Source organism: Sphingobacterium paludis (assembly GCF_004364125.1).
Lineage (GTDB): Bacteria > Bacteroidota > Bacteroidia > Sphingobacteriales > Sphingobacteriaceae > Sphingobacterium > Sphingobacterium paludis.
This window is the reverse complement of sequence record NZ_SNZV01000001.1, coordinates 195,604-216,570: the sequence shown is the minus strand read 5'-3', so window position 1 is coordinate 216,570 and position 20,967 is coordinate 195,604. Positions and strand designations below refer to the sequence as shown.

18 protein-coding genes and 1 tRNA gene are annotated in these 20,967 nt (G+C 44.3%); 8 read left to right on the top strand and 11 right to left on the bottom strand.

Going from position 1 to position 20,967, the window contains the following annotated elements; translation table 11 throughout:
• Positions 1-81 precede the first annotated feature (81 nt).
• Positions 82-1,107: a quinone-dependent dihydroorotate dehydrogenase gene (locus B0I21_RS00975; protein WP_133638962.1), complete on the bottom strand. Its 1,026-nt coding sequence runs from the start codon at positions 1,105-1,107 to the stop codon at positions 82-84.
• A gap of 50 nt (positions 1,108-1,157) precedes the next feature.
• Between B0I21_RS00975 and B0I21_RS00970 the strand changes: the two genes are divergently transcribed.
• The gene (locus tag B0I21_RS00970) at positions 1,158-3,071 is read left to right on the top strand and encodes an ABC-F family ATP-binding cassette domain-containing protein (RefSeq protein ID WP_133638475.1); all 1,914 of its coding nucleotides are present in this window, start codon (positions 1,158-1,160) and stop codon (positions 3,069-3,071) included.
• A gap of 54 nt (positions 3,072-3,125) precedes the next feature.
• On the opposite strand, the gene B0I21_RS00965 is transcribed toward B0I21_RS00970, so the two are convergent.
• Together B0I21_RS00965 and B0I21_RS00960 are read right to left on the bottom strand one after the other, a co-directional pair.
• Complete coding sequence (locus B0I21_RS00965) at positions 3,126-3,758, bottom strand: NAD(P)H-dependent oxidoreductase (RefSeq protein WP_133638474.1); 633 nt, start codon at positions 3,756-3,758, stop codon at positions 3,126-3,128.
• Between the two features lie 237 nt (positions 3,759-3,995).
• Positions 3,996-4,421, bottom strand: a complete 426-nt coding sequence (locus B0I21_RS00960) for a hypothetical protein (RefSeq protein WP_208292233.1) — start codon at positions 4,419-4,421, stop codon at positions 3,996-3,998.
• A gap of 166 nt (positions 4,422-4,587) precedes the next feature.
• Here B0I21_RS00960 and B0I21_RS00955 point away from each other — a divergent pair, with 166 nt between their 5' ends.
• Positions 4,588-4,983 (top strand): single-stranded DNA-binding protein, encoded by a 396-nt coding sequence (locus B0I21_RS00955; protein WP_133638473.1) that lies wholly within the window; start codon positions 4,588-4,590, stop codon positions 4,981-4,983.
• Between the two features lie 57 nt (positions 4,984-5,040).
• On the opposite strand, the gene B0I21_RS00950 is transcribed toward B0I21_RS00955, so the two are convergent.
• On the bottom strand, positions 5,041-6,450 hold the full coding sequence (locus B0I21_RS00950; RefSeq protein WP_133638472.1) for an alkaline phosphatase: 1,410 nt from the start codon (positions 6,448-6,450) through the stop codon (positions 5,041-5,043).
• Between the two features lie 124 nt (positions 6,451-6,574).
• On the opposite strand from B0I21_RS00950, the gene B0I21_RS00945 reads away from it, so the two are divergent.
• The 3 genes from B0I21_RS00945 (at position 6,575) to B0I21_RS00935 (ending at position 7,812) form a co-directional block, all read left to right on the top strand.
• Entirely contained in the window at positions 6,575-7,360 is a 786-nt protein-coding gene (locus B0I21_RS00945; protein ID WP_133638471.1) for a DUF937 domain-containing protein, read from the top strand.
• A 60-nt stretch (positions 7,361-7,420) separates the two neighbouring features.
• Complete coding sequence (locus tag B0I21_RS00940) at positions 7,421-7,726, top strand: hypothetical protein (protein ID WP_133638470.1); 306 nt, start codon at positions 7,421-7,423, stop codon at positions 7,724-7,726.
• 12 nt (positions 7,727-7,738) lie between these two features.
• Positions 7,739-7,812, top strand: a tRNA-Ala gene (locus tag B0I21_RS00935).
• Positions 7,813-7,883: 71 nt separating this feature from the next.
• Here B0I21_RS00935 and B0I21_RS00930 read toward each other — a convergent pair.
• Entirely contained in the window at positions 7,884-8,420 is a 537-nt protein-coding gene (locus B0I21_RS00930; RefSeq protein WP_243835908.1) for a lipocalin family protein, read from the bottom strand.
• A gap of 105 nt (positions 8,421-8,525) precedes the next feature.
• Between B0I21_RS00930 and B0I21_RS00925 the strand changes: the two genes are divergently transcribed.
• Positions 8,526-8,963: a DUF4268 domain-containing protein gene (locus tag B0I21_RS00925; protein ID WP_243835907.1), complete on the top strand. Its 438-nt coding sequence runs from the start codon at positions 8,526-8,528 to the stop codon at positions 8,961-8,963.
• Positions 8,964-9,023: 60 nt separating this feature from the next.
• The gene (locus B0I21_RS00920; RefSeq protein ID WP_133638469.1) at positions 9,024-9,821 is read left to right on the top strand and encodes a S1/P1 nuclease; all 798 of its coding nucleotides are present in this window, start codon (positions 9,024-9,026) and stop codon (positions 9,819-9,821) included.
• A 225-nt stretch (positions 9,822-10,046) separates the two neighbouring features.
• Here B0I21_RS00920 and B0I21_RS00915 read toward each other — a convergent pair whose 3' ends face one another.
• Positions 10,047-11,021 carry a bile acid:sodium symporter family protein gene (locus B0I21_RS00915; protein WP_133638468.1) on the bottom strand — a complete coding sequence of 325 codons (975 nt, stop codon included), beginning with the start codon at positions 11,019-11,021 and terminating at the stop codon, positions 10,047-10,049.
• 142 nt (positions 11,022-11,163) lie between these two features.
• Here B0I21_RS00915 and B0I21_RS00910 point away from each other — a divergent pair, with 142 nt between their 5' ends.
• Positions 11,164-12,369 carry a pyridoxal phosphate-dependent aminotransferase gene (locus tag B0I21_RS00910; RefSeq protein ID WP_243835906.1) on the top strand — a complete coding sequence of 402 codons (1,206 nt, stop codon included), beginning with the start codon at positions 11,164-11,166 and terminating at the stop codon, positions 12,367-12,369.
• 100 nt (positions 12,370-12,469) lie between these two features.
• Here B0I21_RS00910 and B0I21_RS00905 read toward each other — a convergent pair whose 3' ends face one another.
• The 5 genes from B0I21_RS00905 to B0I21_RS00885 form a co-directional block, all read right to left on the bottom strand.
• Entirely contained in the window at positions 12,470-13,741 is a 1,272-nt protein-coding gene (locus tag B0I21_RS00905) for a glucose-1-phosphate adenylyltransferase (RefSeq protein WP_133638467.1), read from the bottom strand.
• Positions 13,742-13,750: 9 nt separating this feature from the next.
• Complete coding sequence (locus tag B0I21_RS00900; protein WP_133638466.1) at positions 13,751-15,163, bottom strand: glycogen synthase; 1,413 nt, start codon at positions 15,161-15,163, stop codon at positions 13,751-13,753.
• Position 15,164: 1 nt separating this feature from the next.
• Positions 15,165-17,069 carry a 1,4-alpha-glucan branching protein GlgB gene (gene glgB, locus B0I21_RS00895; protein ID WP_133638465.1) on the bottom strand — a complete coding sequence of 635 codons (1,905 nt, stop codon included), beginning with the start codon at positions 17,067-17,069 and terminating at the stop codon, positions 15,165-15,167.
• A gap of 12 nt (positions 17,070-17,081) precedes the next feature.
• Entirely contained in the window at positions 17,082-19,538 is a 2,457-nt protein-coding gene (locus B0I21_RS00890; RefSeq protein ID WP_133638464.1) for a glycoside hydrolase family 31 protein, read from the bottom strand.
• A 119-nt stretch (positions 19,539-19,657) separates the two neighbouring features.
• Positions 19,658-20,905, bottom strand: a complete 1,248-nt coding sequence (locus B0I21_RS00885; protein WP_133638463.1) for an ABC transporter permease — start codon at positions 20,903-20,905, stop codon at positions 19,658-19,660.
• Positions 20,906-20,967: the final 62 nt, after the last annotated feature.

Genomic DNA, 20,967 nt, shown 5'->3' with positions numbered 1-20,967 from the left:
AAAAATAAAAGCGCTTCATACTAAATTGAGCGCTTTCTTCTTGCAGATCGTTTTTTGATGGCGAATAGAGGGATGAAAACACTAGCGCAGCAGCGCTTTACATATTTTACTGACTAAAGCAGGGCCCTCATAAATGAATCCAGTATACAGCTGAACGAGGCTTGCCCCCGCGTTTAACTTTTCAATCGCATCCTCAGCGGAGTGGATGCCGCCCACGCCAATAATCGGAAATGACCGATTGGAGCGATCTGCCAAATATTTGATAACCGCTGTTGAACGCTTGGTCAAAGGTTTACCACTCACGCCGCCCATCTCGCTGACGAGCGCGGCTTCACTTTGCAAGCCTTCGCGAGAAATCGTTGTGTTTGTGGCAATCACACCAGCTATCTTCGTTTCTGTTACTATTTCAACGATATCATCCAATTGCGCGTTTGTCAGATCAGGTGCTATTTTCAATAAAATAGGCTTAGGATTCGTTTTCTCGCCGTTCAATTGCTGAAGCGTATGGAGAATATTTTTTAGCGGCTCCTTCTCTTGCAAATCACGAAGTCCCGGTGTGTTTGGAGAGCTCACATTTACCACAAAATAGTCTACATAATCAAACAGCGCGCGAAAACAATAGATATAGTCCTGCACCGCATCTTCATTAGGTGTCAGCTTATTTTTACCGATATTGCCGCCGATGATCAAATCCTTTCGGTTGCTCAACTTTTGTAAGCGCCCTGCCGCGACATCTGCTCCCTGGTTGTTAAAGCCCATACGGTTAATAAGGGCTTCATCGGGCACCAGCCGAAACATACGTGGCTTATCATTACCGGGCTGCGGACGCGGCGTGACGGTTCCGATTTCTATAAAACCGAAGCCTAGACCCGCCATCTCTTCGATATATTCCGCATTCTTATCAAATCCGGCAGCAAGGCCGACCGGGTTTTTAAAGGTCAGACCAAATACTTCCCGTTCAAGACGTTTGTCTTCGACACGATAGAGCGCCTTGAGCAATGTCTTAGAGCCCCAAATCTTATTGAATTTACGCAAGCCGCCCGTTACCTGGTGGTGGGCCAGTTCAGGATTCATGGAAAAGAACAAAGGTTTGACTAGTTTGTACATATCTGCAAAGGTAGCCAAAGAAGCAGAAATATTCATTACTTTTGTAGCAAATGATATCAATTAACAATTTAACATTCGAGATTGGATCGCGTGCACTGTATGACGATGCCAATTGGCATATAAAACCGGGAGATAAGGCGGGTTTGATCGGTGCAAATGGCGCAGGAAAATCTACCTTACTCAAATTAATCGTAGGTGACTACTCGCCTACTTCTGGAAGCATTTCTATGGCAAAAGATCTAAAGATCGGCTACCTCAATCAAGATTTGCTCTCCTACCACTCGGATAAAAGTATTGTCCATGTAGCCATGGAAGCATTTGAACGTCAAAACCAGCTCCATGCGGAGATTGAAGTTCTTTTGCAGAAATTGGAGACCGACTATTCAGATGATATTCTGAACAAATTGAGCGACAAACAAATGGAGTTTGAAGCCTTGGATGGCTACAGCATCGAATTTCGCGCACACGAGATCTTAGCGGGTCTGGGCTTCTCGGAAGAAGAGCAGCAACGCCCTCTTGCCACATTTTCGGGAGGCTGGCGTATGCGGGTGATGCTAGCGCGCATCCTGTTGCAAACGCCCGATATCCTTCTTTTGGATGAGCCCACCAACCACTTGGATCTTCCGTCCATAAAATGGTTGGAAAACTACCTGCAAGCCTTTGAAGGTGCAATTGTTATCGTATCGCATGACCGCTATTTCCTTGACCGAATTATCAATAAGACGGTCGAATCTCGCAAGGGCAAATTAACGGTATATGCCGGCAATTACTCCTTCTATCTGGAGGAGAAATCCTTAAGGGAGGAGATCCAAGGCAATCAGTTTAAAAATCAGCAAGCAAAAATAAAGCAAGAAGAGAAGCTTATCGAGCGTTTCCGTGCAAAAGCTAGCAAAGCAAAAATGGTGCAGTCACGCATTAAAGCGCTAGACAGAATGGAAAAGATAGATGATGTAGATGATGATAATCCATCGGTTAACTTCAGCTTTAAATTCTCTAAGCCCTCGGGTCGACATGTCGTGACTTTGGAACATCTTTCCAAGTCGTATCCCAATCTCGACATACTACACGATACAGGCGCCATTATAGAAAAGGGTGACAAGATAGCACTTATTGGGGCTAACGGAAAAGGAAAGTCTACGCTCCTGCGTATTGTGGCCGATGCCGACCAAGACTACAGCGGTAGCAGTACAAAAGGCCATAATGTATCACAAACCTTTTTTGCGCAGCACCAGCTGGAAGCGCTCCACTTGGAGAATAACTTGTTACAAGAGTTGGTCGCCTTTGCACCGAAACATACGGAAACGGAATTGCGGTCTATTTTGGGCTGTTTCTTATTCACTGGCGACGATGTATTCAAGAAAATAAAAGTGCTTTCCGGTGGTGAGAAATCGAGGGTGGCCCTTGCCAAAGCCTTGACTGCAGATGCCAACTTCTTGGTACTGGATGAACCGACCAACCATTTGGATATGGCATCGGTAAATATCCTGATCCAAGCCTTGCAACAGTATGAAGGCACCCTCATTGTGGTATCCCACGATCGCTATTTCTTGGACCATGTGGCTAACAAAATATGGTTTATCGAAGATAAAGAGATAAAACAGTATCCCGGCACCTACGAAGAGTATGAGCTATGGAATGCCAAGCGGCCGGTAAAGAATGAGACGAAGCCGGAGAAGAAAGTCGTGAAGGAAGAACCTAAAAAAGAAAAGGCACCTTTGGGCGAAGACACGAATCGTTTGCTGCAGCGCAAGCACAAAGCGTTGTCAAGCCTGGAACAGAAAATCAATGAAGGCACGCTACGCCTAAAAGATCTCGAATTGCAGCTTGCGCAGGAAGACATCTATTCCGATGCTAGCAAACTGCAAGAAACGACTAGGGCCTATAACTCGGATAAAGCCGCGCTAGAAAAACTCCAACAGGAATGGGAAACGCTAGCCGAGGAAATCATGGAACTTGAAGGCTAAAGACCATCGTTAAAAGTGGATATACGCGAAGGGGAGCAGCGGCTCCCCTTTTGTTTAGTAAGTCAATACAAAATCTGCTACATCATTGCGGACTTTCTTCATCGGCGCCAGCCAATCCCGTTCTTCATCGCGGTACCCCACATACATTACCAAAACACTACGCAAGCCCTTCTCCTTCAATTGAAGCACCTTGTCCACAACGTCGTTATCAAAACCCTCCGCAGGTGTCGAATCTATGCGCAACTCGGCGGCCTGCGCCAAAGCCAAGCCGAAAGCGATATAAGCTTGCTTGGAAGCATGAATAAAATGTTGCTCACTGGTCTGTGCTGCATACATTTCCTTGATCATGTCCGTATAGCGATCAAATCTACCTCGCGGCATATCCCGCTCATCGGTGGTTTTATTGTATATGGTATCAATCCGCGCTTCTGTGTATTCATCCCACGCAGCAAATACCAATACATGCGAACACTCCCGCATACACTCCGGGTTAAATGCCCCCTCGGCCAACCTATTTTTCGTTTCCGGATCGGAGATCACGGCCAAACGAAACGGTTGTAAGCCCGAAGAGCTAGGCGCTAACCGTGCGGCCTCAATTATTTTGTCTAAATCTTCCTGACTCACTTTTTTTGTTGCATCGTAAGCCTTCGTTGCATGTCTCCAATTTAAACCGTCTATCAATGTCATTTCTTATAAATTTTTATAGTGCTAATAGCTTCCAGTCCGTTTGCTCTATGGCTATACCGAAAGCTGAATTCCAGACAAAGATCATCAGAAATTACGTTTAACGCAACGAAAATAATGCTGCAAAACCAAAAACTACACATGCATGACGTAGCACAGGCGGACTGCGTTGCACCTACAGACATATCGAACGCTCACCGATAGCGCCCTTTCTGAGTAACACCTATCGGCGTTGCTTCATCAACGGATGATGTGATCCAGGTCTGGCATTCGATTAGTCGGCTTAGCTACATCGATGCGGGGTGAAACAGGCAGCTTTTGCTTAACCAATAAATAGAGGTCGTCCGCTATAGCCAAATAACCAAATTCATAGACGAAACAATAAACCTGACCTTTTGCATTACAAAGCTGATTGGTGAAGTAATCCAGATCCAAACCTGTCTTAAGTAGATTTTCTCGCGAAATTTTTAGCATCTTCTCCTCACCGAGAAGCGTTTCCAGTATACGTCTGTTTTTTCGGAGGGTGGTATTGATTTGCCGAACAAAATTATTGGGTACGCTATTAATTTTGTTGTTGTGTGCATTGCGACAGCCGTCGTCGCAAAACCTTTTGTCTGACCTCCCGCGGATAAGCGCACTACACGCTAAGCAAAATTTCTTTTCCATAATTCATTACCCGTTTTAACCGTTTACAATCGCTTATAAACGTCTATAATTGATTAACTACCGATTAGCCTAAGCCAATCCTTGCAATTTTACATCGTGAGCTTAAGAATGATGCGATATAAATTTAACATAAGAAATACATATTTACAATTAAAAAGTTAAAATTATGAACATGCTAATTAATTCTGTACAGCTAATCGGGCGGCTAGGTGCCGATGCCGAGGTCAAATCCACAAATCAGGGGACGAAGGTTTCAAATGTTCGTTTTGCAACAAACGAGTATACGAAAAATGCACAGGGCGAATGGCTCGAGATCACCTATTGGCACAATTTGGTGTTTTGGGGAAAACTAACGGAAAAGCTGGAAAAGCACGCCAAAAAGGGCACGCGCTTACTGGTGCAGGGATCACTAACCTACCAAGAGTATGTGGATGTCAATGGTATCAAGAGGGAGTCTTGTGAAATTAGGGTAAGCCAGTTTATGGCTTTAAACAACAACAATAATGGTCAAAAAGTAGGCGTGGAAGATAGCGCGGAACAGGAAGAAGACCTGCCTTTTTAAAAAAATGCCACCTGTAGCAACATGGTACAGGTGGCGTTTTTTGGGCGATAAGGATGATTATTCTATAACAAAACCAGTGATATCTGCTAATTTTTTTGGGATATCGGTATTTTCCATTTTATGGGAAAAGCGCTCCGCCCCCACGCCCACCGCAAAAACAGGAATATAGGCTGCCGAATGATTTCCTGATGCCCAGCTGATCGATCCAGCTTTGTTCAAAATCTTGATTGCTTCGCTAGCCAACTTGTCGTCTGTGGCGTAAAGACTTTTTGCGGTCTCTTCTTCATGGTTGACGAAACTCTTTTGGTATATAGCAACCAGCGAAGCCTCTTCTTCAGGACTAACCTTAACTTTATCAAAAAGACCAACGTTTTCGCTTAACAGTGTTTTCACATCCGCCCAACTCGCGCTTTGTTTGGCATTTCTCAACGCGGCGATACGTTTTGATAGCTCACCTTGTGAGATACGTTGGTTTCCTAGCAATTTCGTCTGCAGTCTGCTACCTCCATTTCCAATAGCCACACCGCCAGTCTCATGATCCGCAGTTACGATAACAAGAGTTTCGTCTGGATGTTGTTTATAGAACTCATATACACGCTTCACGGCTTTATTAAAGTCTAACATCTCGCGGATCGTCGTCGTCGCATCATTGGCATGCGATGCCCAATCGATCTTTCCGCCTTCAACCATCAGGAAAAATCCCTTTTCATTATCCTGAAGGGATGCGATCGCCGATTGTGTGATCTGCTCCAGGGTTAAATCCTGGGGTGTTTGATCAATAGCATATTTCAACGATTCATTGTCCGAACCTTTTGCACCCATCAGAATGATCTTATTGGCTTTACCCTTTATACTGTTGAAATCGTCGATGCCATAAGCCAATGTATAGCCTGCTTCTTTAAACTTCGGAAACAGCGATGGTACCGACTTCTTATCTACGTTTTTGTCTGGACTTAAGAAGCCTGAGCCAGCAAAGAAATCAAAATTGGAAGCAGCAAGATCGAGACCTATTTCATAATAGCGACCGCGGTTAGGTTGTTTTGCATAGAATGAAGCCGGTGTCGCATGGTCTATACTGACAGAGGTGGTAATCCCGACTTTAAGGCCAGCTTCTTTGGCCGCATAGGCAATACTTTTATAGCTGATCGTACCGCTACTATCCATAGCCAGAACGCCGTTTTTTGTTTTCTTGCCTACCGCTAGCGCCGTTCCGCCGGCTGCAGAATCGGTAACGCCGTGCGAAAGTGAATAGGATGTGGCGAAGGTAGCATGCGGAAAGGTAGAGAATACCAACGGAAACACGGTATTTCGATCGGCCTGCGCAGCCAGAAAAACCTCCGTCAAATTAATTTGATTCAGCCCCATTCCGTCACCGATCATAAAAAAAATGTACTTCGGCTTCTGTTGGGAATACAATGCGCTCGATGTGGCGATGAATAGAAATAGTAAAAATAAGCTCTTCTTCATTTTATCTCGTTTGTGTCCGTAAAGATAAAATCTTTATATAAACTTAGTGTTAACTCCGGGCGGCAAACGCGAAAACAAAAGGTGGACCGAATTGTTCCTTCTTTGAAACGATAAAGAGACGACTATGGATAATTCGTTAATCAATGCTGTAAAAAGCATTTTCAGAGAAGACCGGAGACACGCACTTGCAAATACGATGGGAGAAACTCCCCTGCGGGTGGATCAAAGTTTAGATGCCATCATTCCTATCTTACTTGTCGCACTCCAACGTAAAGACAAAAATCAGTTGCAAAGCATCCTGATGAAAGCCGAAGCACGCTTTACGGCGCAGGATCCGCCACTTCCTTCTACGACCTCGATAGATACAACTGCTATTAGCGCAAACGCAGAACAGGAGCTGCTGGAAGATATCACGGCAAATAATTCCGCTTACATAAGCGATAGCCTGCACCAATATTTGGGTATTGAAGGAGCAAACGTTCACACGCTTGTTATTGCGGTGCTTCCGGCCATATTTTCGGCTATCAGTAAAGGAGGACAGCAGTGGGATGTCGACTATGTAAAGGGTTTATTGGACAACAATCAGGACGATTTCTTGGCACAGGTACCAGCAGATCTTGCGCCTGTGGTGGTCAATACCGATGGCGACTCCGGATTGCACAATAGCGTTCCGCCAGCAACGCCAGCCGATGCCATCGTGGATCCAACGCATACGTCGCCGCCACAACATGCCACGACAGAACCAACGCCCGTGCATACGCCAGAGTCTGTAAAAAAAGCAACAAAGAACAAAGGGATTTGGTGGTTGCTGATTCTTGTTTTTATCGTGGCGCTATGGGTCGTTTTCGGCAGAGGCTGTACCGGACAATCATCAACGGAAACAGCTACGGACACATCAACTGTGCAATAAAAAGATCAAAAAAAATTAGCCAGTGCTGTTTTTGACGTACTGAAGAATTACTTTTGTAGTATGACTGTACACCAACGGGACATGGCAATCCAAGACTTCGAAAAGTTTATGCGTAATGCTATACAGCACGAACAAGGGTTTTCATTCGATATATTTATTTCTTTTTCTACATCCCTGATCAATTTTTATCAGGGATCTAATCTTATCAAAGAGTCAGAACGAAAAGATACGGCGCTGATTCTCAGCCAAGCATTTAACGCCGGCATGGGAAACCGCATCACAGCCGATGATTTGGACGAAATTTCGACGTTAATTATTTCTGATCGCACAATTGATTATTCCATTTTAAATCCTATATTTGCTTGATTTTAGAAAAAAGGGGGATTAGCTCAGCTGGCTAGAGCGTTTGGCTGGCAGCCAAAAGGTCATCGGTTCGACTCCGATATTCTCCACAAAAAAGCCTGGTATGCTCCAGGCTTTTTTTGTGGCATTTGGCAGGATCGATTTATTGCTGAAAGTGTTCTTAATCTTGCTTCGTCCACACCAATTTTTCGATCGCATAGCCGCATTTCTGCGCATACGCGAGATAATTAGTTTTAATTTCCTCGGGCATACTCTTCTCACGCGATAGCAACCACATATAGTCTAGATTCTGACCGAAAACCAATGCATGTTGGTAGTCTTCGTCGATCATGACAATATTGTAGCCGGCATAAAATGGCCCGAAAAAAGAAACCTTCAGTGCGCCTTCGTCTTCATTGCGCACAAACAGCGCTTTCCCCCTGCTTTGCTTATACTTTTCTTTTACGACGTCATAACCTTGGTTGATGACGCGAATACTCCTGTCGTCGTTGAGTGCATAAGAAGCCATAACATTTTTCAGGTTCCTTTCCCAGAAAAAATCTAACCTAGCGATTTCATACCAATCGCCTAGATATTTTTCCTTCTCAAATCCTTGTATGACAGGAACATTTGACCTTACAGGTTTTAAAAGATTATAGAGTGTTGTCCCTGCCGCTACAGCGGTAAGGAGCAACAATGATTTTTTACGATCCATCATGTTCAGTAAACAGCATAGCCCATGCAAAAGTTTGGGCTGAATTTAATAGTTTTGAAAAAATAAGCAAAGGAGAACACCTTGTATACCCGAGACGAAGCAAAAAAATTGAAGGAAAAATTTTGGACCAGCTTTGGTCAGTTTATGACCTTGGTGCCCGGCGAAGAAGGGACGAAAATAAACTGGATAAACTATAAAACGGGTGTGAAGCATCTGTATTTCCGTATGGAAGCGGAGGGAAAATCTGCCCACATAGGTATCGAACTCACTCATCCTGATGCCGGCATACGATCGTTGATGTATGAACAACTACTGGCCTACAAAACCGTGTTACACACTGAGCTTGAAGAAGAGTGGATATGGGAAGATGCCTACCAAGATATGTATGGAAAAGAAATAGCACGAGTGAGCCAACCCATGGAAGAAAAAGCATCCATCTTTAATCAAGCCGACTGGCCGACTCTCATTTCATTTTTCAAACCAAGGATCATCGCACTGGATCAGTTTTGGTCGACGGCCAAATATGGCTTCGAAATTTTTAAGTGACATCGCTTGGGATAAACTAGCTTTCCTTACCTTTGTGTCGACGTTTCAAAATCAACTCGCATGAAGAATTTTTTAAGACTTGCTATCGTTTGCATTCTTTTCTTACACCATAATTGGGCCGCCGCTTGGGGCATGACAGGACATCGCGTCATCGCGGAAATTGCAGAAAACCACCTCAATAAAAAGGCAAAGAAAAACATCCATAAGCTTATCGGCAACCAGAAATTGGCCTATTGGTCAAATTGGGCCGACTTTATTAAATCAGACCCTGATCCGGGCTTGAATCGCACCGGGAATTCTCACTTTATCAACACTGCTGGCAACCTGAGCTATGAAGCCTTTTCTGCCGCTTTGGCTGCCTCGCCTGCGGAAAACCTGTATAAATCCTACCTGCGGATCAAAGGAGAGGCTAAACAAAAAAGCGGCGACAGCAAAGTGCAACAGCAAAACCTGTACTTCATCATTCACTTGCTCGCTGATGCACACCAGCCCATGCATGTGAGTCGGGCAGAAGATTTGGGTGGAAACAAGATTGAGGTCGAGTTTTTTGGAAGAAAAGCAAATATCCATCGCGTTTGGGATTCCGACTTGGTGGATAATGAGAAATACAGCTACACCGAGTACGCACGCGTTCTCGATATATACAACGCTGCGCACTATAGACAATATACGGAAAGCAGCTTGGAGGAATGGTTGTATGAATCTCATCAGCTGGCGAACATCATTTACGATGACGTAGCAAAAAATGCTAACCTGCGCTATGAATATATTTATCAATATAAGTATCGCATGGAAGACTGCTTACTAAAAGCTGGTATCCGCCTAGCGAAAGAGCTTAACGAGATCTACGGAAGCTAATATCATCATTACACGCAAAACGCGCACAGACTGATGATCTATGCGCGTTTTTTTTTGCAGTGGTAACCATGTTATATCTTTTAGATAACTTTAGCAACACGACAAAGCTGATGAACGATTAACCTTACCTTTATATAAATAAAACGCCTTCGAACAACCGACTGGAAACGTATTTGAAAAATTCCCATGGTCTATGTCCTACAGACAAAAAGATGATACAAGCCCTTACTTATTCTCTTCAAAACGTGTATTGTAGCGCTGGGCGATAATCGTGACGACCAATATTTGGAACGCATGAAACACCATCAAAGGAAGAAAATAAAGGCCCGCACTGCTTGAATTAACAAACAAAAACTTTCCGAAGACCGAGCCATGTGTTAAGGATTTTTTGGAACCGCAAAAAAGCGCCGTAATCGTATCGGCTCTATTAAGCTTAAGCACCGATTTCGATAGCCAATATATAAGTGCATAAATCAACACAAACAAAATGACCACGACCACGAGTACCATGATCATATACGGGATACTTACAGTACCAAAAACTCCACTATCAAAAGATTCAGCAAAGCTTCCATAAACAATCATCAATATAATGGAGCGATCGAACAAACTTAACTGTTTACCATATCTGGATGCCCATTTGCCGAACACGGGTTGAAGAAGCAGGCCAAGAATCACGGGTATAAGAATTTCTTTTACCAAGCCCCAGTACACGTCACCCAATACATCGATTTGACCAAAATCCACAAACAACTGCATCCAGAGCGGCGTGATGAGAACGCCGATTAACCCCGAAATACTAGCGTTAAATATCGCTGCTGGCACATTTCCTCGAGCAATAGATACCATCACAACGGATGATGAAACAGTTGAGGGCAGTGCCGCCAAGAAGAAAAACGACAACCAAAAATCATGTTGTATTGCATTGGATACAAGCGGATAGAACGGCAGAACCAACAGGGGAAACAAAAGAAATGTAGCCAGTTGCACAAATACGTGCAGCTTCCAATTGCTAAGACCCTCTTTGATCTGCTTGAAACTTAACTTTAAGCCATAAAAGAAAAAGATAAGCGATACACCTATGGATGTGATCCAATTCAGTACCTCACCGTTTTCCCAACGGTGAAGCTGTGGAAAGAAATAGGCGAGAACAATAAAAAATAGCAATGCAAGTATAAATCCGTCGAATTTTAGTTTCATGGTACAAATCTACTGGAAAAAAGCCACACCCCACCCGAAGCTTCGGTATGTTAATAATATTTATATTTTTTTAGTCTTTGATTTCGTTTTTATCAATATTTGGATGTGATTAATGAAGAGTATGTAATATATTTGTATCATCATGAGTACGACATCATATTTATCAGATAGGATCAATAATCTATCCGAATCGGCAACGCTTAAGATGACAAAGCTAGGCCGTGAGTTAGCTGCAAAAGGCATCAACGTAATCAGTCTTAGTGTAGGTGAACCCGATTTCAATACACCCGATAATGTAAAAGCTGCAGCAAAAAAAGCGTTGGATGACAATTTTACGCGCTACTCCCCTGTGCCGGGGTATCCCGAGCTGCGTCAAGCCATTGTGGATAAATTGAAAAACGAAAACGGACTGGATTACGAGCCTGCGCAAATCGTGGTTTCTACCGGTGCGAAACAATCCCTTTCAAACGTTATTTTGACGTTGATCAACCCGGGCGATGAAGTTATTATTCCTACGCCATACTGGGTGTCCTACTCGGAAATGGTGGTATTGGCCGAGGGAAAATCGGTCTTCATCAATACAGATATCGAGTCTGATTTCAAGATTACACCGGCACAATTGGAAGCGGCGATCACGCCGAAAACGAAGTTGTTCATGTTTTCATCTCCTTGCAACCCGACTGGTTCAGTGTATAGCAAAGAAGAGCTAGAAGGCTTGGCGAAGGTTTTCGAGAAACATCCAGATATTTTTATTCTTTCCGATGAAATTTATGAGCATATTAATTTCGTGGACAAGCATGAATCCATTGCACAGTTTGATAGCATTAAAGATCGCGTAATTATCGTTAACGGCTTTTCGAAGGCATTTGCGATGACGGGTTGGAGATTAGGTTATATTGCTGCGAACAAAGAGATCGCTGCCGCCAATGATAAGTTGCAAGGACAGACAACCTCCGGCACCTGCTCAATCGCACAACGGGCTGGTATCGTAGCCTACAAGGACGGCTTGGAAAGTGTACAAACTATGAAGGAAGCTTTCATACGCCGTCGGCAACTCGTTTATGATCTTTTGAATGACATCCCCGGCGTAAAGACTAATCTCCCTGAGGGCGCGTTTTATTTTTTCCCGGAGATCAGTTCGTTTTTCGGGAAGAAGGATAGCAAAGGCAACGCGATCAAAGGTTCATCTGATTTAGCCTTGTACCTACTGAACGAAGGACACATCGCTACCGTTGGTGGCGACTCTTTTGGGAACGATAACTATATCCGCTTATCGTATGCTGCTTCCGATGAAAACTTAAAGGAAGCGTTGCGTCGGATGAAAGAAGCCCTAGGAAAACTTGTTTAATAAATCGCCGAAGTGTTCGGCAACTAACAATAAAAAATGGCTACTATGTTCGATCATAGTAGCCATTTTTTATGCGAAGGGGTTTGCACTTGCTTTGAGGCTAACAGCCAATCCGTGTTCCATTTGATATGACGGCATTTTTCTTGACAACGACAACACCATCCTGAATAGTATGCGTTTCGTAATCGCCATCTTCCAGATGTGGTCCACCTTTAATACGTACATCATTACCTATTCGGCAATTTTTGTCTAAAATAGCATTTTCGATGTAACAACGCTCTCCCACTCCTACCGGGGGCGGTTGTTGCGTGGTTCCGAGGGTCAGTACATCCTCTAGCGGCTCATAGTAGTCAATGCCCATCATGTAGGTTGCTTTTATGACCGTTCCTTTTCCGATACGCGAGCGGATTCCTATAACCGAACGCTCCAACTTGTCACCGTTCAAAATACAGCCGTCTGAAACAATAGTATTGTTTAAGGTCGTGCCCGATATTTTCGAAGGCGGCAGCATACGCGCCCGGGTAAAAACAGTTTCGTTAAATAGGTTGAAGTCAGGAATATCATCTGTCAACCCGATATTAGCATCAAAAAATGATTTTATCGTCCCGATGTCTGTCCAATATCCATCAAACTGATAGCTTAACACTTTCTTGGACTCAATAGCATCAGGGATAATCTCTTTTCCGAAATCCATTCCGGGGTTTTCGGTGAGCATACTCTTCAGCACTCCCTTGGAAAATACATAGATGCCCATGGAGGCTAAATAACGTCGCCCTTGTTTCTCCATATCATCGGATACCTCAGAAGACCAATTCAGTACCTCTTGGCTATCCGGCTTTTCGGTAAAAGACACAATTTCATTGTCTTCATTAGCTTTCAAAATGCCAAATGCCGTAGCATCCTTGGCGTTGACCGGAATTGTTGCAATGGTTACATCACTCTTACTATCCACATGAAAATCGATAAGCTGCGAGTAATCCATTTGATAAAGCTGATCTCCGGATAAGATCAGTACGTAGTCGTAATCTACATTGAGGAGATTCTTCTGCGTACGCCGAACTGCATCTGCCGTGCCTTCAAACCAGCGATCGCCTTCTACGGTCTGTTCTGCCGCCAATATATCCACAAAACCCTTACTAAAAATACTGAAGTTGTAGGAGTTTTTGATATGTTTGTTCAAAGACGCGGAGTTAAACTGCGTCAGCACAAATATCTTATTGTAGCCTGAGTTCAGACAGTTTGAAATGGGTATATCGACCAAACGATATTTTCCGGCAATAGGTACAGCTGGTTTCGAGCGCTGTTCTGTCAAGGGGGAAAGACGTGTTCCACGTCCGCCACCTAATACGATGGATACTACTTTGTGTGCCATAGCTAAAACTTATAATTGGTCATACAATTGTATATACTTGTTTGCTGATTTATCCCAAGAAAAATCAAGTGACATTGCTTTTTGCCTAATTTTTTGCAGGACACTAGGGTCTTTTAGCGTTTCAACCGCGCGCACGACGCTTTGTGCTGCTGCTTCGGCCTCTGGCGCTTGGAATAGGAAACCGTAACCAGACGCTGCTGCAACGTCTATTACCGTATCTTTCAAACCGCCTACAGCATGTACGACAGGGACTGTACCATACTTCATGGCATACAACTGGTTTAAACCACATGGCTCTACCCGCGACGGCATGAGCAACAGATCGGCTGCGGCATACACCTGATGGGCCAACTGCTCATTGTAACCGATAAATGTTGCTAGTCGCTGCGGATAACGATCTTGCAGTTCCTGCAATGCTTCCTCAACGGCCTCATCGCCAGAGCCCAGTATAAATATACATATTTTATCTTCAAGCGTAGAAAAAATATGCGTGATTATGTCAGGTAACAAATCGGCTCCTTTTTCCTGCGCAAAACGCCCTATGAAAGCCAATAACGGCAAATTACTGTCTAGTGCGGCAGCGTCGCAAAACTCTTTCTTATTGGATTTTTTGCCAGATTTTACCGAAGATTTTTTATACTTTTTTGGAATTTGCGTATCGAGCTCGGGGTTCCAGTACGCATCGTCAATGCCATTTATAATCCCGAAGCCTCTGTCAGCTTCCATTTGAAATAATCTTTCCAATCCATTTGCTTGCACAAAAAGTTCTTTTAAATAGCCCTCACTTACGGTGGAGAACGCATCGCAACACTTTACCGCAGCAGCAAATGGGTTTATCAACCCATCCCAATCTAAAAGTCCCCATTTCCAGGTATCGAATGCCGGAAGCAGCGACCCTTTATCCCAAGTCATCCAACCTTGATATTGACCGTTGTGAATGGTGAACAATGTCTTCACATCAGCCAAATGGTTAAAATCTGTAGCATGCTTCATCAAAAACGGCACAAGCCCTACATGGTGGTCATGGCAGTTGACCACATCCGGAACAATAGCAGTGTCGCTAATCCAACGTAAAAATGCGTGCTGGAAAGCGATCCACTGCTCGGCTTCATCAGGATAACAATATACTTCCTCCCTATCGAGTTTACCGGGTATACGGATAAGGTATAGCGGGAAACCTAATGGATCGTTTTCCTCCTTAAGCACTTCATAGGCTAATGTTTCTGCTCCTTGTGTAAACGTCCCGCCATGCACAAGTTGAAACTGCCGTTCTTTGGTAAATGGCTTGTCGTAGAATGGACTTACAACCCAAGCATCCACGCCGAACTTTCGCTGATAACGTGGTAAGGCGCCTACGACATCGGCCAGACCGCCAACTTTGGCAAGTGGAAAACACTCCACACTTAAATGTATCACATGCATGTTAAACTCGTTTTAAAACTAAACCTCCTAGAGGCGGTAAATTCAATGGTATAGATTGTTCAAAATTCATCCATGAAATAGCGTCTGATTCAACATTTCCTTGCTGCGATCCACTTCCATAGAATTGTAGATCGTCCGAGTTAAGAATAACCTGCCAGGTTCCAGAGGATGGCACACCTATTCGGTATTCCCGGACTATCGGGGTGAGATTAACCACAACCAAAATATCGTTTTCTTCGTCATGCCCACGACGTAAATAAACAAATATGCTATTTTCCTGATCTCCTAATTCAATCCACTGGAAGCCCTCATTACTGAACCCTTTTTCATACAGGGCAGGCTCAGACCGGTAAAGTGCATTTAGCGCTTTTACAAATTTTTGCATGCCGCTATGGGGCGCGTATTGGGTAAGGTGCCAATCTAACGATTGGTTCACATTCCATTCCGCAGTCTGGGCAAACTCGCCACCCATAAAAAGTAGTTTGGTACCGATAAACGTGTACATATAGAGGTAGAGTGCTCGCAGATTAGCAAATTTTTGCCAATCATCGCCCGGCATTTTGTAAATCATAGACTGCTTGCCGTACACCACCTCATCATGCGATAATGGTAGCATAAAGTTCTCCAAGAAACCATACACCGTAGCAAAGGTCATATGATGATGGTGGTACTTTCGATTGATGGGGTCTTCTTTGAAATAATTGAGTGTGTCATGCATCCAGCCCATCATCCACTTCATGCCAAACCCTAATCCATTAGCGAAGGTAGGCGTGGTTACGCCTGGCCACGAGGTTGACTCTTCTGCAATGGTTTGTACATCGGGAAAGTGGCTATATACGGCTTCGTTAAATTCCCGAAAAAAGTGTACGGCTTCCAGATTTTCGCGTCCGCCATATACATTGGGTTCCCACTGTCCTTCCTCACGCGAATAGTCCAGATACAGCATGGAGGCTACAGCATCTACGCGCAACCCATCGATATGATACCGATCCAGCCAAAAGAAGGCATTGGATATCAGGAAAGATCGTACTTCATTCCTTCCGTAGTTAAAAATATAGGATTTCCAATCGGGGTGATAGCCTTTTCGCGGATCTTCATGTTCGAAAAGATGGGATCCGTCGAAGCGATACAATCCATGCGCATCGCCCGGAAAGTGTGACGGTACCCAGTCGAGAATAACACCGATGTCATGTTGATGCAGGCTTTCGATGAGAAACATCAAATCCTGCGCACTGCCATACCGACAAGATGCGGCAAAATATCCGGTTATTTGATACCCCCATGAAGGATAGTAGGGATGCTCCATCACGGGCATGAACTCCACATGGGTGAACCCCATTTCCTTGATATAAGGTACTAAGCGATCGGCTATTTCTCGGTAACTTAAAAATCGTTCCGGATCATCAGCATCTCGCGCCCAAGACCCCATATGCATCTCATAGACCGAAAAAGGGCGATCCAGTGCGTTCGTCTTTTTACGATGTTGCATCCAGGAGCTGTCCTCCCACTGATACCAAGTGTTTGCTACGACCGAAGCGGTTCGCGGAGGCAACTCATTCCGAAGGGCAAACGGATCTGCTTTTTGTAGCTTTTCTCCGCTCTGTGAGATGATATGATATTTATAAACCTCGCCTGCGTCAAGCCCCCCTATAAAACCTTCCCAAATACCGCTGCTATCCCAGCGCACATGCAACTGATGACTGTCTTCATTCCAGCCGTTGAAATTTCCAATGACAGAGACGCTGGCTGCATTTGGCGCCCAGACAGCAAAATATACGCCCTGCTGTCCATCAACCACCAAGCTGTGCGAGCCCAGCTTCTCATAAAGTTTAAAATGTTTTCCTGACCGAAACAGGCTAATATCGAACTCCGTAAATAAAGAATAAACTCCTACCTTTTCGCTCATTATATTTTGTTATTATCCAATCGTTAATTTTCTGAATTCCTTTTCTACGGAAAAATAAGGCGAGTTATCTTCATCCATCGTTATATGTATGATAACACCATCGACGTCGATTTTGTTCACGTCAAAGGGCAGTCCAATCAAATAAATTTTATAGGTATCAAACCGTTCATTGTATAGTCCTTGTTGATTCTGCGTCACGATCAAACTTTGTTTGTTTCCTTCTACAATGAAATGTTTTTCGCTGTACACACTTTGCTCGTAGGCGAACGTTTCGCCATGGTCTACATACACATCCGAATCCTGACGTCCATCTACGTAATAGATGTTTAACCGAAGGCAGTCTATGTTTTTTTCGCCTGTATATTGCATCACGGGATACTCGGGGATAACGCTTCCGCCACGAACGAAAATGGGCATTTTATCCAACGGCGTATCAACCTGATGCTCTTTACCGCCCGCGTACAGGGTATGATCAAAATAATCGTACCAATCGCCTTCGGGAAGGTAAACGATTTTAGATTGTTGGCCTGGATGCAGGACAGGCGACACCAGGATATGATGACCAAAAGCAAACTCTTCTTCCCGCTGTAAATTCTCTTTCTTTTTTTGTTCCAGCATGGCGATGGGTCTTAATATTGGCTCGCGGTACTTATGCTGACGCCAGAAAGCACTATAGATATAGGGAAGTAGCTTGTAGCGTAACTCGATGAAGCTTTTACAGATAGCTTCCCATTCCGGGCCGAAGCTCCAGGGTTCCCGATCGCGCGTGTCGCCAGCCGAGTGCACGCGCATAAATGGCGAGAAAACACCAAACTGCATCCAGCGCGTGTAAAGCTCACCATCAGGCTCGCCGGTAAATCCGCCGATATCTGTACCGCAAAATGAAAGTCCAGATACCGAGAGGCGCTGCAACTGCAAAATACCTATGCGAAGGTGTTCCCAAGTAGCTATGTTATCACCCGTCCACACCGAGGAATAGCGCTGCGTGCCGGCATAAGCTGCACGGGTGATGGTAAATGGACGTTTATTGTGCTGCAGCTTTTTAAGCCCATCATAGGTGGAGCGCACCATTTGCATACCATAGATGTTGTGGGCTTTTCGGTGAGATCCTCGATATCCCTCATAATAATGGCGAACATCGCCCGGAAATGTGCCCCGTCCAAAGACGGCCGGCTCATTCATGTCGTTCCACACACCTGCGACACCATCTTCCACGAGCCCACGGTACAAGGTACCCCACCATGCTCTTACTTTTGGGTTTGTATAATCCGGGAACTGGCAGCGCCCCGGCCAAACGTAACCCTCCATAAAATAATCATCGCCCCGCCGGCAAAAATACCTATTCTCTTTACCTTCCTGGAATACCCAATAGTCCTCATCGACCTTGATACCGGGATCAATCATGACCACCGTCTTGAATCCATTGGCAGCTAGGTCAGCAATCATCTTTTTCGGATCAGGAAAATAGCGCTTATTCCAAGTGAAGCAACGGTATCCGTCCATGTAATCGATATCGAGGTAAATGGCGTCACAAGGAATTTGTCTTTTTCTAAATTGATCAGCGACCTCACGCACATTGGATTCTGGATAGTAGCTCCATCGACATTGATGGTAACCTATAGCCCAAAGCGGCGGCATAAAGTGCGTGCCCGTCAACTCGTGGTAACGTTTTACCACATCCATCATCTGTGGACCATGGATATAGTAGTATTGCATCTCGCCGCCTTCAGACCAATAACTTGTCCTATCGTGCTCTTCGGCTGCAAAATCGAAATAGGTTTTAAAGGTATTATCGAAAAATATACCATAAGCGTCGCCACCGGTGACGCCAATATAAAAAGGAATAGTTTTGTACAGCGGATCTTGGTTAAAACCAAAACCGTAGGTATCGGAATTCCAATTGCTGAAACGGCGACCCCGCAAATTTAAGTTGGACGACTTGTCACCAAGACCAAAAAATACTTCATCTTCGGCAGCCTTCTTCGTGCAATACACATAATATCCACCGAAATCGACGTTTTCCTCCCAATGCAGCGGTTTGTGGTCTTCGTTGAAAACCTTGCCCTGCACGTCCTCAAAGGCGACACGAAAATCTTCCTTCTGCAACCTACAAACGACCAAGCTAGTCTTCAACAGATACGCATCTGGCGTTTCTTCCAATGTAAAAGATGTCGGGTGCAGATCGAGATCCTTACGGATCGCATACGAGAAATCATCCAGAAAAGATCCCTGCGGTGCCAAACGCACACGGATGATTTCATCCGAAAATATTTTTATTTCTACGCTTGCTTTCCCATCTGTAAATAGAAATCGATTGCTATCCTTTATATACGAAATTGGCCCACCCAAGTACTTCTTTTCTATTGCGGGTACATCAAGGACGGGATTGTTTACGTGGTGTATATTATCTAATGATTCCTCAGTAAGAATTTCTGAAGCAAGTTCTTCTTTTTTGTCTAATTCAGCCATAATTTACTCTTTTGTTAAAAATTCGCATTGCAATTTACCGGAATTAAAATACAACATTTTTTCGAGTAATCCGGAACGCAAAAGCGAAATAAAAGCTAGGCTTTCATCAAAAAATCTTCTTATTTGCTCCGTATAGCTTCCACAGGATCCATCGAAGCGGCGTTGATAGCGGGCACTATTCCGGCAACTAGGCCAATTACAGTGGAGAGCGTGGTCGTTAGAACCACCATTTGCATGCTCACGATTACTTTAAAGTCTAAGAGTGCCTGCACGAGGGCTGCTAGGCCATAGACGCATAGCAAACCGATAGCGCCACCGATCAGACAAAGTAATATGCTTTCTATCAGAAATTGAGCGAGTATAAAGAATTGCTTTGCACCAAGTGCCTTTTGTATACCGATGAGGTTTGTTCGTTCACGCACACTCACGAACATAATATTAGCGATACCGAAGCCGCCCACCAAAATAGAAAAGATTCCGATGGAAAAACCGGCGAGGTTGATAACAGCAAACATTTGATCGAGCTGCGCCGTAATAAGCGTAGTTTTGTTGACGGAGAAATCGTTTTCCCGAGCAGGTGGCAAACGTCTTATTGACCGCATAATGCCTATCAGTTCACTTTCGGCTTCTTCCAGCGTGATATGGGGTTTTACTTCAATAGAAATACTGGGGGAATACTTTTCGTAGTTCACCAAATTTCTGGCCAAGCTGAACGGGATATATGCCACATCATCGTTAGAAACATCAATCAATATACCGGAGCCTTCTTTCTTCAACACGCCAATGACCTGAAGCTTTCGCCCCATCAGGGTAACATATTTACCGATTGGTTCTTCTACCGGAAACAATCCTTCGGCAATGGTCGCACCTAAAATCACGCTGTTTGAACCGGCACGTGATTCTTGTTCGGTAAAATAGCGGCCATCCACAATGTCGAGGTTTCCTATTTTTAAGATGCCGTGCGTTGCGCCCACCACACTGATATTAGACGCTGAGTTATTTTTGTATTTAGCGGTCGCATCACCAATATTTACCGAATACGCCACTTCCTCTGCTGTGGTCATACGCGCTTTTACGGACTCAAAGTCGGCATATCGGGATTCTGGACGATTTACATACTTCCACCAGGGAAAGTCAGGCCCTCCATCCCACGGCCATTTTTCAATGTACAACACGCGGCTACCTATTTTCCGGACAGACTCCTCCAAATTGTTTCGCAGCGTATCCACCGCAGAAAGCACACCGATGATGGTCATGATCCCAATAGTCACCCCCAGCAGAGACAATAACGTTCTCGTGCGGTTATCTTTTAACGCTGATACCGCAAACAAGAAACTCTCTTTAATCAGGGTGAAAACTAAAAACATATATGCCTATAAATATAGCAGAATTAATGATTGCCAACGAATATACCGCGAAAAATAGCACT

What these genes read in the sequence shown, in the direction of transcription:
- B0I21_RS00940 (WP_133638470.1), top strand. Translation starts at nt 7,421, where the DNA reads ATGACTGTACACCAACGGGACATGGCAATCCAAGACTTCGAAAAGTTT.
- B0I21_RS00955 (WP_133638473.1), top strand. Translation starts at nt 4,588, where the DNA reads ATGAACATGCTAATTAATTCTGTACAGCTAATCGGGCGGCTAGGTGCC.
- B0I21_RS00900 (WP_133638466.1), bottom strand. Translation starts at nt 15,163, where the DNA reads ATGCATGTGATACATTTAAGTGTGGAGTGTTTTCCACTTGCCAAAGTT.
- B0I21_RS00945 (WP_133638471.1), top strand. Translation starts at nt 6,575, where the DNA reads ATGGATAATTCGTTAATCAATGCTGTAAAAAGCATTTTCAGAGAAGAC.
- B0I21_RS00950 (WP_133638472.1), bottom strand. Translation starts at nt 6,450, where the DNA reads ATGAAGAAGAGCTTATTTTTACTATTTCTATTCATCGCCACATCGAGC.
- B0I21_RS00885 (WP_133638463.1), bottom strand. Translation starts at nt 20,905, where the DNA reads ATGTTTTTAGTTTTCACCCTGATTAAAGAGAGTTTCTTGTTTGCGGTA.
- B0I21_RS00890 (WP_133638464.1), bottom strand. Translation starts at nt 19,538, where the DNA reads ATGGCTGAATTAGACAAAAAAGAAGAACTTGCTTCAGAAATTCTTACT.
- B0I21_RS00960 (WP_208292233.1), bottom strand. Translation starts at nt 4,421, where the DNA reads ATGGAAAAGAAATTTTGCTTAGCGTGTAGTGCGCTTATCCGCGGGAGG.
- glgB (WP_133638465.1), bottom strand. Translation starts at nt 17,069, where the DNA reads ATGAGCGAAAAGGTAGGAGTTTATTCTTTATTTACGGAGTTCGATATT.
- B0I21_RS00970 (WP_133638475.1), top strand. Translation starts at nt 1,158, where the DNA reads ATGATATCAATTAACAATTTAACATTCGAGATTGGATCGCGTGCACTG.
- B0I21_RS00905 (WP_133638467.1), bottom strand. Translation starts at nt 13,741, where the DNA reads ATGGCACACAAAGTAGTATCCATCGTATTAGGTGGCGGACGTGGAACA.
- B0I21_RS00910 (WP_243835906.1), top strand. Translation starts at nt 11,164, where the DNA reads ATGAGTACGACATCATATTTATCAGATAGGATCAATAATCTATCCGAA.
- B0I21_RS00975 (WP_133638962.1), bottom strand. Translation starts at nt 1,107, where the DNA reads ATGTACAAACTAGTCAAACCTTTGTTCTTTTCCATGAATCCTGAACTG.
- B0I21_RS00920 (WP_133638469.1), top strand. Translation starts at nt 9,024, where the DNA reads ATGAAGAATTTTTTAAGACTTGCTATCGTTTGCATTCTTTTCTTACAC.
- B0I21_RS00930 (WP_243835908.1), bottom strand. Translation starts at nt 8,420, where the DNA reads ATGATGGATCGTAAAAAATCATTGTTGCTCCTTACCGCTGTAGCGGCA.
- B0I21_RS00915 (WP_133638468.1), bottom strand. Translation starts at nt 11,021, where the DNA reads ATGAAACTAAAATTCGACGGATTTATACTTGCATTGCTATTTTTTATT.
- B0I21_RS00965 (WP_133638474.1), bottom strand. Translation starts at nt 3,758, where the DNA reads ATGACATTGATAGACGGTTTAAATTGGAGACATGCAACGAAGGCTTAC.